The organism is Corynebacterium vitaeruminis, assembly GCF_001054325.1.
GTDB classification, from domain to species: domain Bacteria; phylum Actinomycetota; class Actinomycetes; order Mycobacteriales; family Mycobacteriaceae; genus Corynebacterium; species Corynebacterium vitaeruminis_A.
Genome location: NZ_JVVM01000022.1, coordinates 126943 through 140355 on the forward strand (window position 1 = coordinate 126943; position 13413 = coordinate 140355).

Below are 13413 nucleotides of genomic sequence, written 5' to 3' on the forward strand. Positions count from 1 at the left end.
GCTGGTGGGGCTCCGGGGTGTATTTGGGTTATGGGGGGTGCAGGCAGGTATTCAAATAAGCACAAACAAATACAAACAAAAATGAGGCTCAGCTTGACGCTGAGCCTCAGTGGAGCCGATGACGGGAATCGAACCCGCGCCGCCTGCTTGGGAAGCAGGAGTTCTACCATTGAACTACATCGGCACACAGCAGGCGGAATGATTAAAAGCGTGCCACGAGATTGGCACAGTAGGTGTGGCACGCAGGAAATCAGTCGCCCTCTGTAACTTCAATGTAGCACTCGCGAATCATGTCGAGAAAATTAGTCTTGAGGTTCGGCTTGTTCGCCTTGCTCGGGTTAATCGTGGGACTAGTCGCCAGGCTCTTGTAGTCTCTCGGGGAACCTGTCGAGGGCATATCCTGCAACCCACACACGCAGTGCATTACAGAGCGGTTAAGCTGGTCTATGTGTTGCTCTCAGATCGTGATATTCGTGCCGCTATCGATGCCGAAGGCTCCGACCATCTCGGCATTGATCCTTTCGACCCGAAGATGATTCAGCCTTCGTCTATCGACGTGCGCCTGGATAAGTTCTTCCGAGTCTTCAACAACTCCCAATACACGCACATCGATCCGAAGCTGCCACAGGAAGAGCTGACATCCCCACACGAGGTTCCAGAAGGGCAGCCCTTCATTCTTCACCCGGGCGAGTTCGTCCTGGCATCGACCTTGGAGTACTTCACCATTCCGCCGAATTTGGCAGGCCGTCTGGAGGGTAAGTCCTCGCTGGGGCGTCTGGGCTTGGCAACGCACTCGACAGCCGGCTTTATTGACCCAGGATTTTCTGGCCACATCACGCTGGAGCTGTCCAACGTCGCAAACTTGCCCATTGCACTGTGGCCGAACATGAAGGTCGGCCAGCTGGCGTTGTTCAAGATGTCCTCGCCGGCGGAGGTGCCTTACGGTTCCGGCAAGCTCGGTTCGAAGTACCAGGGGCAGCGCGGTCCGACGCCGTCGCGTGCGTACCTCAACTTCCGTGATGAGGAATAAGACTTCGGGACCTCGGGACATAAATGAATTGCGAATAGCCCCGAGTGAATTCTCGGTGAAGAAACGGAAACAATTGTTCGATAAAGAGTTTTCGCAGGTGGAAAGCCTAAAGATGAGCCTTTAGTTCACACCATTTAAGGGTTAAATCGGCTTGAAGGCCTTTTATCTTTCGATAAATAATAGCCCTCATGCGTATTACGGTTATTGGTACGGGTTACCTTGGTGCCACTCACGCCGCAGCAATGGCGGAGTTGGGGCACGAGGTTCTCGGCGTAGATGTTGATCCCGCCAAGATTGAGGCATTGTCCGCAGGTCAAGTTCCTTTCTTCGAGCCTGGTTTGCCCGAACTGCTGAAGAAGCACGTTGAGTCGGGGCGTCTACGTTTCACCACTGACTACGACGAGGCCGTTGAATTCGCGAACGTCCACTTTGTAGGCGTGGGAACTCCGCAGATTAAGGGCTCTTACGCTGCTGACGTTCGCTATGTGGACGCCGCTGTAACCGAATTGGCTAAGCGCGTCGTCGGCAAGCACTTGGTGTTTGGTAAGTCCACCGTGCCCGTCGGTACCGCGCCGCGCCTGCAGGAACTGGCTGCGGAGATAATCAGCGAGCGCGCCGCATCTGGTGATGAGCAGTTGAAGAACACCAGCCTCGAGATCGCCTGGAACCCGGAGTTCCTGCGTGAGGGCTTCGCGGTAAAGGACACCCTGGAGCCGGACCGTGTGGTACTGGGTGTGCAGAAGCCGGGCATGATCCTCAATGGTGCAGGTCAGGAAGTTGAATCCATCGGAGAGGACGGCCTGCGCGAGTGCTTCGGCCCCATCATCGAGCGCGAGACACCGTTCATCGTCGCGGACACGGCCACCGCAGAGCTGGTGAAGGTGTCGGCGAACGCATTCCTCGCCACCAAGATTTCCTTCATCAACGCGGTCTCCGAAATCTGTGAGGTCACAGGTGCGGATATCACTACGCTTGCCGACGCCATCGGTATGGACGCCCGAATTGGCCGGCGCTTCCTCAATGCGGGACTGGGCTTCGGTGGTGGTTGCCTGCCGAAGGATATCCGCGCATTCATGGCCCGCGCCGGTGAGCTGGGCGTTGACCAGGCGTTGACCTTCCTGCGCGAGGTCGATGCAATTAACATGCGTCGCCGTGAAAAGACCGTTGACCTGGTGCGTGGCAGCTTCGGCGGCTCGCTGCTCGGTCACACTGTGACTGTGTTGGGTGCGGCCTTTAAGCCAAACTCCGACGATGTGCGTGACTCTCCGGCGCTGTCGATTGCCGGTTCGCTGTCTCTGGCGGGCGCTTCGGTGAGTGTTTATGACCCGCAGGCCATGGAGAATGCCAAGAAGAATTTCCCAACCTTGGAGTACGCGCCGAGCATCGAAGCGGCCCTGGAAGGCTCGGAGATGGTCGTCGTCGCCACCGAGTGGCAGCAGTTCCGCGAGATCGACCCGGTAGCTGCGAAGAAGCTGGTCAAGCGCGCAGCGGTTCTCGATGGCCGCAACTGCCTGCCAGCCGACAAGTGGCGTGCCGCAGGCTGGGATGTCACCTGCCTCGGTCGCGGCTAAATGCTTGCCTCTCTTGAGCGCTTCGGGAACTTCATGCCCTCCGGCGCCACGGTATAGGCGGCGATGAGGGTGGTAATCGGCACCGCGAGTACCAAGGCCACCGCACCGATGATGGAACGCAGCAGCTCAGTGGCCACCACGTCGGAGGTCAACGACTGCATTAGCGGCCGGTCGGAGACGCTTAACAAAATCGACAGCGGCAGTGCGGTGCCGAGGTACGCCAGTACCAGCGTGTAGACCATCGACGCGATGTGGTCGCGGCCGACGCGCATTGCCGAGCGGAAGACCTCCATAGGCCGCGACCGCGGAGCTGCTTCGTAGAGCTCCTGGACGGTCGAGGCCTGGGCGATGGTGACGTCGTTAAGCACACCCAACGCGCCAATGATGAAGCCCGCCAGAAGCAAGCCCGTGACGGAGACGTCAGGCAGGTAGAGCTGAATGAGCAGGTTGTCCTCATTGCCGAGACCACGCAGCTGCGACGTCGAGATCGCGAGGTTGGCCAAGCCCGCCGCCAGCACCATCGTGGTGAGCGTCCCCGCCAGCGCGGAAGCTGACTTCCAATTGATGCCATGCACGAGGAAGAGCACCGGGAAGAGAATCGCCGCGCCCGTCGTGATAGCCAAGGCCACCGGGTCGCCGCCGCGTAGCAATGCCGGAACGAGGAATCCCATCACTGCGGCCAGTGTGATGCCGAGACCGAGGAGGCTCAAGACACCGCGGGTCATGCCGACTAGGACGATGAGCAGCACCGCCGCGCCGAGCCACAACCAGATCGTCGTGGTGCGGTCCATGTCTAGGAAAGTGTAAGTGTTGCCGATGTCAGCGGTGTCGGCAACCTGATGAGGTGCGAGGTCGACGATGTTGGTGTCGGCAACGGGAGCAGCAGGGGCAGCGGGGGTGTCTGCACCGGGCTCAGGCGCTGGTTCCTGCTCGGGTGCTGGAGCCGGTGGTGCTTCGGGAGCATGTTCCGGAGCCGGTGCGGGAGTCTCTGGGGCTGGTGCAGGCGCATCCTCTGCGCCCTCAGGGGCAGGCGCGGGAACAATGCCGGGAGGTGGCGCCATCAACCCAGGATCCGGCACAACACCATTGTCAAAAGCTCCGGTACCAGCCGCGTTCGGACGGTGAATTGCCAGGACGACCTTGTCGCCCTCCTTCAGCTCAATCTCGCCGGGCAAGCCGGATGCCTCCAGCAGCGTCTTCTTGCCCTCGTCCGGGCCCGAGGTCAGTTCAATGACCGAGAGCTGGCACTTCGGCGCAGCTGAGTCGTTGAGGGAAGCCGTCAGCCCTGGTCGCGGCTGGTCGTCGAAGACACGACCGTTGTCAGGCGAATTGCACGCACCGACGCTGTGCTTTACGACGGATCCTTTGACCGTCTCTGCAGCTGACGTCTGTGACTGTAGGAATCCCGGCCCCGGACTCGGAGCCTCGCCCGATGGCCAGAGCCCAATCACTGCGAGGAAAGTCGCAATGCCAGCAACTGTAAGAACTGTGGCCAGCAAGCGACGTGCTCTTGTGGGGTTGTGTCGTGGTTTCGTCAGTTTTGATTCGGCTTGTGCAGGTGCGGTTTGCGGTGCCGGTGCTGGTTTTGAATGTGCGGCAGGTTCCGCATGTCGTGCTGGGGCAGCCGAGGTTTCAGAGTTGGGTTGATTCGCGGCATTGACAGCCCGGAACCGGCCGGTAGGGGAGCCGCTGTTCGAGTTCTTCAGTACGTCGAGATGCGCACCTATGTCGGAACCCGCCGAAACGCGAAAAGGTTGCTGGTTACCAGAGTTCATTGAATCTTTTGAATGCCTGCCCACTCTTAATAACCTAATCGCTGTGCCAGCACCGGAAGGCGTACCGCCATTCCGGCGCGCCGAGCCGGGGCTATCAGCGCTATGGCCCACCTATCGATGCAATACTCACTCATCGATGCGCTCCAGTGTGGCCATAAGTGAATAGCGCATCGATATGTGAGAAGGGCAGAACCAGCAGCGTGCGCAACCTTAAGTCCTGCTACTGCTTGTAGCTGGCCAGGAAGTTACCCAGGCGCTCGATGGCTTCCTTCAGGTCGCGTGCCCAGGGCAGCGTAACAATGCGGAAGTGATCCGGGGTCGGGTAGTTGAAGCCAGAGCCGCCGACCATCAGAATCTTCTCTTCACGCAGGATGTCGAGCATCAGCTTTTCGTCGTCGTGGATTTCGTAGACGTTTGGATCCAGCTTCGGGAATGCGTACATCGCGCCCATCGGCTTCACGCAGCTCACCCCCGGAATTGAGGTCAGCCCCTCGTAGGCGACATTGCGCTGCTCCAGTAGGCGACCGCCCGGCAGGACGAGGTCGTTGATGGACTGGTAGCCGCCAAGCGCGACCTGAATGCCGTGCTGAGCAGGAACATTCGGGCACAGACGAGTACTGGCCAGCAGGTTGATGCCCTCGATGAAACCCTCTGCGTGGCGCTTCGGGCCAGTCAGCACCATCCAGCCCGCGCGGTAACCGGCCACGCGGTAGGTCTTGGACAGACCGTTGAAGGTGATGCAGAGCAGATCCGGAGCCAGCGAAGCAGTGGAAATATGCTGTGCATCATCGTAGAGGATACGGTCGTAGATTTCGTCGGAAAGCAGCAGCAACGAGTGCTCGCGAGCGATTTCGACGATGGCCTCGAGTGTCTGACGCGAGTAGACGGCGCCAGTCGGGTTATTTGGGTTGATGATGACAATCGCCTTCGTGCGATCGGTCACCTTCGAACGAATGTCTTCGACGTCCGGCGCCCAGTTATTCTCCTCATCGCACGTGTAGTGGACGGCCTTGCCGCCGGCGAGGGTGGTGGCCGCAGTCCACAACGGGTAATCCGGAGCGGGAATGAGGACTTCGTCACCTTCGTTGAGCAGCGCCTGCGTAGTGATGGAAATCAGCTCGGAGACGCCGTTGCCCAGCCAGACGTCGTCGACGTCGAAACGTGGGAACTCAGGATCCATTTCATAGCGCGTGACGACGGCACGGCGTGCGGAGTAAATGCCCTTGGACTCGGAGTAGCCCTGTGCATGAGGAAGGGCGCGGACCATGTCCTGCACGATGGTGTCGGGTGCATCAAAACCGAACTTTGCCGGGTTTCCGGTGTTGAGCATCATAATGCGGTGGCCGTCGGCCTCCATCTGCTCTGCGAGAGTAGTCACCGGACCGCGGATGTCGTAGAGGACATTCTGCAGCTTGGAGGATTGGTCCAGTGTCTTCAGCGGAGTGCGGCGAGGCGCCCTGATGTTTCCACGACGGGCGGCAACGCGGGCGGCACGGGACTGCTCGGCCTGAGCGGCCTGCGCAGCCTGTGCGTCCTGTGTTGGCTCGTTGGTGGTTTCGGTGCCCTGGGAAGTATCTTTACTGGAACTCACCTGTCTAAGCATGCCACCTTTTTGCGCTCACACCATGCTTTTTCTTTCATTGGGGGCAGATTAACTGCCCATTTAGTGCGAAAAAGCGCCCTGCATGTCCATGCAAGGCGCTTAGTATCAGGTTTTCTTAACCGTTAGCTGCGCTAGTTACTGCTTAACTGCGGAGCCGTCGATCTGCAGGGAAATCTCATTGCCAAGGAGCAGGCCGCCAGTCTTAATAGGAGCGTTGTAGTCGATACCGAAATCGGTGCGGTCAATCTTGGTAGCTGCCTCGAAACCAACGCGAGTCTGACCCCATGGGTCTTCAGCGGAGCCGAAAATGTCGACATCCAGGGTGACCGGCTTGGTAATGCCGTTAATGGTCAGGTCGCCGGTAACGGTGGCCTTTTCTTCGCTCTGGAGCTCGATAGCGGTGGAGGCAAACTCGAAGGTCGGGTTTTCGTCGGTGCCGAAGAAGTCCTTCGAGCGTAGGTGGTTGTCGCGCTCTTCATTGTTGGTGTTGATGGAGTCTGCCTGAATGGTTGCCTTGGCCGTGGAATTCTCCGGCTTGTCGGCATCAAAATTAATAACGGACTCAAACTCAGTGAACTGACCGTGGACCTTAGTAATCATTGCGTGGCGAACGGTAAATCCAACAGTGGAGTGCTGTGCATCAAGAACGTAGTTACCAGACTGAAGAGTCATAGCGAATCTCCTAAAAGTTAAAAGTATCTCGAATGTTTCGAAGTATTTTTGTCCGCCGGAACCAACTTCCGGTGTTGACGTGTCAACTATAAGCCCGAGGGAGATGACGTGTCAACAAAAAGGTCTTAACATGGAGCCATGCAATTCGGAATTTTTACAATTGGCGACGTCACAAAAGACCCCACGACCGGACAAATCCCTACTGAACATGAGCGAATTAAGGCAACTGTCGCACTAGCGAAGAAGGCCGAAGAGGTTGGCCTCGATGTATTTGCGACCGGCCAGCACCACAATCCACCGTTTGTGGCGCCGGCGAACCCGCCGATTCTGTTAGCGAACCTTGCAGCACAGACCGAAAATCTGATTCTGTCGACCTCGACAACACTGATTACGACCACTGACCCTGTGCGCATCGCCGAGGATTACGCCTACCTCCAGCACCTTTCCGAAGGACGCATGGATCTTATGATGGGCCGTGGCAACACTGGGCCAGTTTATCCGTGGTTTGGCAAGGATATCCGTAAAGGGATTCCGCTGGCCATTGAGAATTACCACCTGCTGCGCACCCTCTGGCGTGAAGAGAATGTGGATTGGCAAGGTCAATTCCGCACTCCGCTGCAGTCCTTTACGTCCACCCCGCGTCCGCTTGACGGTGTAGCGCCTTTCGTGTGGCACGGCTCCATTCGGTCCACTGAGATTGCCGAGCAGGCCGCCTTCTATGGTGACGGCTTCTTCCACAATCACATTTTCTGGAATATCGAGCACACCACAGCCATGGTCAATCTCTACCGCCAGCGCTTTGAGCACTACGGCCACGGCGCTGCTGACCAGGCGATCGTCGGGCTTGGCGGGCAGGTCTTCGCCGCTGAGACGGAGAAGAAGGCCAAGGAAGTTTTCCGCCCGTACTTCGACAATGCGCCGGTCTATGGACATGGGCCATCATTGGAAGAATTCGAGCACATTACACCGCTGACCGTCGGCACGCCTGAGCAAATCATCGAACGTTACCTGGGCTATGCAGATGCCGTTGGTGACTACCAGCGCCAGCTATTCCTCATCGATCACGCCGGCCTGCCGCTGGAGATGGCGTTGGAGCAGGTTGAAATCCTGGGAACCGAAATCGTTCCGGTCTTGCGTGAAGAGTTCGAGCGCCGCCGTCCGGCGCACGTGCCTTCCGACCCGCCGACGCATGCCTCGCTGGCTGCCGAGGGTGCAGATTCCCCGCACCTTCTCGTCCGCCCGGCTGAAAGGAATCAGCGGTGAAAAACCTCGTCGTTGTAAGTGCCGGCGTTTCTGCCCCATCAACCACGCGCATTCTCGCTGATCGCATCGCGGAAGCCGTCGACGTGCAGGTTTCCAAGCGTGGCGAAGGTCTCGAAATCGAGTACGTTGAACTGCGCGAACTCGCTGTCAGCCTTGGCGCTGGGATGTCCACAGGGCTTTACGACGAAAAATTGCGCACTGCCCTCGATACTGTCAGCGGTGCTGATGGATTGATTGCCGCGACTCCAGTGTTCGCAGCGTCCTACTCGGGACTGTTCAAGATGTTCTTCGATGCCCTGGATAAGGATGCGTTGACCTCCATGCCGGTCATCATTGCTGCGACTGCTGGCACGGCGCGTCATTCTTTGGTGCTGGAGTATGCGATGCGTCCGCTGTTTAGCTACTTTCGTGCGACCGTTATGCCGACTGCTGTATTTGCAGCGACCGAGGACTTTGGCGCTGGCGATGGCACCGGCGGAGTATCCGGCGCGGAGATGAGTAATCGCGTCGTGCGTGCAGCTCGTGAGCTTGCCGAGTACCTTGTCGGTGTTCGCTCGGCCGTAGTCGGTTTTGGTCCAGATTTTGGGAACGAAGCTGAAGAAAAGGGTGCAGCACATTCAGCAGACGGGGCCAGCGAGGGCAATCAAGGTGTTGGTGCGCCGAACCATCGACGCAGTACGAACACGCAGGTGGACGCTAACGTCACGGATTTTGCCACACTGCTAGAGGGGCTCGACGGCACCGCGAAGTAGCCGCGCTCTCACGTGAAGGGGAGGGTAGGGGGAGAGGCCGGCGCTCTATTAGCGGCACCACGGAAGGTTGTAGTAGTCGCAAGAGAAGGTATCGGAAAGAGCGTATTCCTTGACCTGTAGGTCGTCGCTGCCGGTTGTAGCTGTCGGTGCTGCGGCAGCGGCCGGGGTGCCGGTCAGTGCGCCTAGGGAAAGTGCTGCGGATGCAATGGTGGTAGCAAGAACAGAAGAGCGTCGAAACATTAGGTAGTACTCCGAAAGATATCTGCCTCGGCAAAGTGTCAGGGCTTTGTGGACTGCCGGACTTCGCCAGTGATTAATAAAGAAATCATAACTATTTAATCAAGAGTGTGAAGCGTGAAGGTCCCTTCGCTTGCCCGCGACTGGGGGTGGCCACTCGGCTACTCTCTGGTGTCTTTATGTAGGTAGGGTAGTGGCCGAAATGTTGATTGCCCAATACCAAGTGGCTGACAGAGAAATTTTTGAATTGGTTCAAAAGGCGTAGTTCTAATGCGATTAAATTAATCGCTGAAATCTTATTGTGGTGCTCATAATCACTGGTCACACGCTGTTATATATCGTATTTTCGCAAGGTAGAAATCGGTGGGATTCCATTTTTACTATGTGGATAATCGCTGTGACCGTCGTAAAGCGGGGCGAAAATTTTCCATTACAAAAGGCTGAATTTCGACTTACCTTAGCAGGTGTTAGTTCAAGTATTTCCTTACGAGTTGCTCGACACACCCTGAAAGGATTTCGCCGTGAAGAAGACCCTGCTCTCCGGCTCCATTGCAGCCCTGGTTACCATGTCCTCGCTGGCTGTCGCCCCGATGGCCGAAGCTGCCCCAGCCCCCACCCCGGGCACCGTCGGTGGCACCTGCTCCGTTGAAGGCCAGTCTGGTCAGTCGCTGAAGATCACCGGCTCGAAGTTCGAGGTCGAAGGTACCGCGACTGTCGCTAACTACGGCGACACCGACCTGCCGCTGACCCAGACCCTCAAGGAAGGCAAGACCAAGTCCTGGAACGTCGGCGGTTCGGTCGACTTCGACCTGCTCAAGCTCTTCCACGTCACGTTCAGCGCCGGCTATCAGTCCACTCAGACCTGGGAAGTTGGCCAGACCCTCGGCCCGTACCCGGTCAAGCCTGGCTACACCGGTGTGCTGGAGTATGGCTTCCTGAACCAGTCCTTCGAGGGCACTCACCTGACCTGTAAGGGGGGCAAGTGGATCGACGCAGGTCGCCCGTACTGGGGCACCATCCCGAAGGAGCGTCACATCCGCGTCTCCATGCGTGCCAATGAGGCTGACCGCTCCGTGGACGGGGCTGCTCCGCAGGTCAAGGAGTACGCCGTCTAAGACGGCCCGAGTCCCTAAGACCTCGAAGCAGAAAGAAGTTTCTCCATGTTGAGCCTGAAAAAGAAGGCCCTGGCCTGCGCGGTGATGGGTGCAAGTCTTCTTGCGCCAGGCATCGTTGGACAGGTCGCGGCGACCCCGCTGACCCAGACCCCTGACCAGGATGAGCACCACACCGGTTTCATCAACACCGATAAGTGTGACCCGGTCAACGATGCCAAGCGTCACCCTTGGGAGCAGTGGATTACCGACGAATGGGACCGCTACAACGGCACTAACTCATTCACCAACCGCACCGACCGTCCGATTCAGTACACCCTCGAGGTGACTGAGGGAGTCAACGAGTCTGTGAAGGCAATGAGCTCCGGAAATATGTGGGACGTGTTCCTCCACGGGGTGAAGAACAAGTACGGCATCGTCGAGGTCAGTCAGTGGTCTGTTGGCGACAAGCTGGGCCCGGTGACCGTCAACCCCGGTGAGACCGTTCGCGCAGATTACGGCGTGCATATGAAGTCCTTCATCGGCCGCGTCCGCACCTGCGATCAGAAGACCGGCCTGTGGCGCGGCGAGCCCTACTTCGGTGAGTACAACGGCAAGGGGCCGTCGACTCGCTTCGTGGTCTGGCACAAGACCACCAAGGAGGGTGAGCACCGTCAGCAGTGGGCGCCTGTCAGTGGTAACTCAGGTGACGGCGGCCCGGCATCCGCCACGATCAACGACTAGGAGCAGTTATGAAAAAGAGTGTTGTCGCCATGTGCTTGACGACGGTCTTTGCGCTCGGACTTGGCGCTCCGACAGCAGTGGCCGCCCCGAATCCAGGAGCTGGCGAGCCGTTTGCTCCGGAGGAGTGGGTGCCTGTGCCCAAGCCAGCGGCAGTTGACCGCGGTCCGGCGCCGGGAACCACTTGTGAAGCGCCGGGTTCGGTGGCCGAGTTCGTGGAAATCACCGGCTCACGCTACGACGTTGAGGGCGTTGTTTCTACGAAAAATGACATCGGCGATGAGCCGATTCCGCTGACTCAGACCATCAAGGAGTCTAAGACCAAGAAGTGGTGGACCAACATCTCTGTCAGCGTGAAGGTCAGCAAGGAGCTTAACCGCAAGTACTCCTGGGAATACTCCCGAGAGATGGTTTGGAGCCTCGGGCAGAAGATCGGACCATACGAAGTACGCAAGGGTGAAACTGGTCGTCTGAGCTGGGGATTCCTGGTTGACGAGTTCGCCGGACAGACAGTCCGCTGCAACGCCAACTCGAAGACGTGGCAGCCCACTGGTCGCAGCTACTTCGGCGTGGCTCCCCGTGAGCGACATGTCGAGGTGACCATTCAGTAGTTACACAGTTCTCTCTCCACACACAGCACGGGTGAAAGGGGCCTATTCACGAAAGTGAGTAGGCCCCTTTTTGCTACCCGCTGTTTTGCTACTCCGTCTTTTTGCTACTGCGCGGCGGCGGATGCCGGCGGCTGGAAGCCTGCGTCTATTGCTTTCAGGGCCAAGTCCAGCCGCGAGGTAGCCCCAAACTTATTGAACATGCTGGAGAGATGCTTTTTGATGGTGCCCGGCGACTTGCCCAGTTCCTTGGCGATGTCGTGGTTCGACTTTCCGCGACAGATCAGGCCGAGAACCTCTCTTTCGGCGTGAGTGATCTTGTACGAGGAGATATTGCGGGACGGCAGGGTTTTAATCAGTCGAGTCGCAGAAATTGGCGAGATGACGGTACCGCCCTGGAAGACATCTTCGACGGTGCCGATGACTGACTCCGGGCGGGCGGTCTTGAGGATGTAGCCATTTCCGCCGAGGCTCAAGATTTTCAGCATTGTTTCATCGGTATCAAATGAGGTGATAGCGATGAATTTTGGCGGATTCTCCACCTTCTTAATGCGCTCAAGCAGCTCAACGCCGTCCATGTTGGGCATATGAATATCGGTCAAAACTACGTCAATGCCACCGCGGGCAATGATGTTGAGGGCCTCATGTCCATCGCAGGCTTCATCGACCACGGTAATGTGCGGTGCCTTCTTGAAGTAGGTTCGCAGCGTCGAGAGTACGAGTGGGTCGTCATCGACAATGAGAACCTTAATGTCAGACATCCGCGAACCTTTCAGTGATTTCATAAAAACCGAACAATATCTGTCTTCGTGCGATAGTACTACGCTAACCAGGACTTTTCGAGAGTCATATTCGCCACAATGAGCTACAGTATCAATCCTACGCTAGCGTAACCTACTGGTTGGTAAGTGGCATGTGGAGTTTGGTATTCCACACATTTCCTTCTCGTTCTGTCGTGATTGAACCGTCCCACGGCCGCACTCGATGATGCAGTGAGGAAAGCCCCAAGCCACTCGAGAGCATCGCCCGTGGTAGAAAATGCGGTAGCGCTTTAGATATCTGATTGCTGATGTCGAGCGTGAAGCCATCCTCCACATTGCCCAGCGCCAGAATGTGTACGTTCGTTTGTGGTTCGCCGTACTTTTGAATGTTTGTGCAGAACTCTGAAAGCGCCGGTGAGATAACTTCTGAAATCTGCGCCAACGAGGGTTCGGTTTCAATCCTCGTGGCCAGCGAAACGTTAAACCCAGCCTCCTGCAGTTCATCCTTGGCCTGTTGGAGCACCCTGTTCATGCTGGGAACTCGCTCATCCTGGCCGATCGCAGATGTCAAAGAGCTCTCTTCGTCGGCGGACTTTAACAGTGAAAGCAGCTGACGCAGCTGCAGTAGCCCTTCACGGGAGGTCGCTGCAATGTCCTCCAGGGATTCTTCAAGTTTTTCATCTGTTCCTTCCCGCTCGATGGCGAGCGCCTGCGCGAGCATGGTTACGCGAGTAAAAGACTTGGCGGTGGAGTCGTGCAGTACGGTTGCCAACTCGAGGCGTTGCTCTTCCAGAGCGCGGTTAGATTCAATCCTTGCCTGCTGGCGTTGCTCTTTGTAGCGACTGCGCATCATGCCGATGGCGTAGGCAATTACAAAAAGCAGCGTTGTTACGAAGGTCGCGACATGATCGCGTGCGAAAGTATTTGTGTTTACGTCGTAATTTGAAATCACCAACAGCAGTAGTGCAGTAATTTTCGCCGGTGTCTTGTTGTTGTTAGCACGCAATACTTCCACGATGAGAAGCGCACAGAAAATCTGCATTGGCGCTTGCTCCGTAGGAAGGAAAGCCAGTGCCAAGAAATTCGCTGGGACGACCACCATGGCAAAGAGAGGCAAATACGTCGCTACTGCAACGAGAATGACCTGCAGGCCCCCGATAATGGACGACAACAATAGGTCAGAGTTGCTCTCGCGGAAAACCAGTGCATCGAGCGCGGTGAGGACCAGCGCAATGACCATCTCCAATGACCCCGGAGTCCTCAGAAAGTCTCTTATCTGTGACAGCGATTTTTTAATCACGACGCCAAG

The 13413-nt window shown here is 57.3% G+C and carries 13 protein-coding genes and 1 tRNA gene; 7 read left to right on the plus strand and 7 right to left on the minus strand.

The window, feature by feature from the left end:
* Positions 1 to 110: 110 nt before the first annotated feature.
* Positions 111 to 184: transfer RNA gene (locus tag ADA16_RS06500), tRNA-Gly, on the minus strand.
* A gap of 264 nt (positions 185 to 448) precedes the next feature.
* On the opposite strand from ADA16_RS06500, the gene dcd reads away from it, so the two are divergent.
* Complete coding sequence (dcd, locus tag ADA16_RS06505; protein WP_042388964.1) at positions 449 to 1030, plus strand: dCTP deaminase; 582 nt, start codon at positions 449 to 451, stop codon at positions 1028 to 1030.
* A gap of 188 nt (positions 1031 to 1218) precedes the next feature.
* Positions 1219 to 2601 carry a UDP-glucose dehydrogenase family protein gene (locus ADA16_RS06510; RefSeq protein ID WP_048760243.1) on the plus strand — a complete coding sequence of 461 codons (1383 nt, stop codon included), beginning with the start codon at positions 1219 to 1221 and terminating at the stop codon, positions 2599 to 2601.
* Here the strand turns inward: ADA16_RS06510 and ADA16_RS06515 are convergent.
* The 3 genes from ADA16_RS06515 to ADA16_RS06525 form a co-directional block, all read right to left on the minus strand.
* Positions 2598 to 4100, minus strand: coding sequence for a YibE/F family protein (locus ADA16_RS06515; RefSeq protein ID WP_048760247.1), 1503 nt, complete (start codon positions 4098 to 4100; stop codon positions 2598 to 2600). The genes ADA16_RS06510 and ADA16_RS06515 overlap by 4 nt on opposite strands.
* A 496-nt stretch (positions 4101 to 4596) precedes the next feature.
* Positions 4597 to 5967 (minus strand): pyridoxal phosphate-dependent aminotransferase, encoded by a 1371-nt coding sequence (locus ADA16_RS06520; protein ID WP_284847042.1) that lies wholly within the window; start codon positions 5965 to 5967, stop codon positions 4597 to 4599.
* Positions 5968 to 6114: 147 nt separating this feature from the next.
* The gene (locus tag ADA16_RS06525; protein ID WP_048760250.1) at positions 6115 to 6651 is read right to left on the minus strand and encodes a YceI family protein; all 537 of its coding nucleotides are present in this window, start codon (positions 6649 to 6651) and stop codon (positions 6115 to 6117) included.
* A 138-nt stretch (positions 6652 to 6789) separates the two neighbouring features.
* On the opposite strand from ADA16_RS06525, the gene ADA16_RS06530 reads away from it, so the two are divergent.
* A complete protein-coding gene (locus tag ADA16_RS06530) occupies positions 6790 to 7914 on the plus strand; it encodes a CE1758 family FMN-dependent luciferase-like monooxygenase (RefSeq protein WP_048760253.1) in 1125 nt (374 codons plus the stop codon).
* On the plus strand, positions 7911 to 8666 hold the full coding sequence (locus tag ADA16_RS06535; RefSeq protein WP_048760256.1) for an FMN reductase: 756 nt from the start codon (positions 7911 to 7913) through the stop codon (positions 8664 to 8666). Before ADA16_RS06530 ends, ADA16_RS06535 begins: the two co-directional genes overlap by 4 nt.
* Before the next feature lie 48 nt (positions 8667 to 8714).
* Here ADA16_RS06535 and ADA16_RS06540 read toward each other — a convergent pair whose 3' ends face one another.
* Positions 8715 to 8906 carry a hypothetical protein gene (locus tag ADA16_RS06540; protein WP_048760259.1) on the minus strand — a complete coding sequence of 64 codons (192 nt, stop codon included), beginning with the start codon at positions 8904 to 8906 and terminating at the stop codon, positions 8715 to 8717.
* Positions 8907 to 9424: 518 nt separating this feature from the next.
* Here ADA16_RS06540 and ADA16_RS06545 point away from each other — a divergent pair.
* Genes ADA16_RS06545 through ADA16_RS06555 form a run of 3 tightly spaced genes read left to right on the plus strand, consistent with a single transcriptional unit; the run spans position 9425 to position 11346 of the window.
* Positions 9425 to 10018, plus strand: a complete 594-nt coding sequence (locus ADA16_RS06545) for a hypothetical protein (RefSeq protein WP_016421574.1) — start codon at positions 9425 to 9427, stop codon at positions 10016 to 10018.
* A 45-nt stretch (positions 10019 to 10063) separates the two neighbouring features.
* Positions 10064 to 10738: a hypothetical protein gene (locus ADA16_RS06550; protein ID WP_048760262.1), complete on the plus strand. Its 675-nt coding sequence runs from the start codon at positions 10064 to 10066 to the stop codon at positions 10736 to 10738.
* A gap of 8 nt (positions 10739 to 10746) precedes the next feature.
* A complete protein-coding gene (locus tag ADA16_RS06555; protein ID WP_048760263.1) occupies positions 10747 to 11346 on the plus strand; it encodes a hypothetical protein in 600 nt (199 codons plus the stop codon).
* 104 nt (positions 11347 to 11450) lie between these two features.
* On the opposite strand, the gene ADA16_RS06560 is transcribed toward ADA16_RS06555, so the two are convergent.
* Positions 11451 to 12104, minus strand: a complete 654-nt coding sequence (locus ADA16_RS06560) for a response regulator transcription factor (RefSeq protein ID WP_048760266.1) — start codon at positions 12102 to 12104, stop codon at positions 11451 to 11453.
* A 133-nt stretch (positions 12105 to 12237) separates the two neighbouring features.
* Positions 12238 to 13404, minus strand: coding sequence for a histidine kinase (locus ADA16_RS06565; RefSeq protein ID WP_048760268.1), 1167 nt, complete (start codon positions 13402 to 13404; stop codon positions 12238 to 12240).
* Positions 13405 to 13413: the final 9 nt, after the last annotated feature.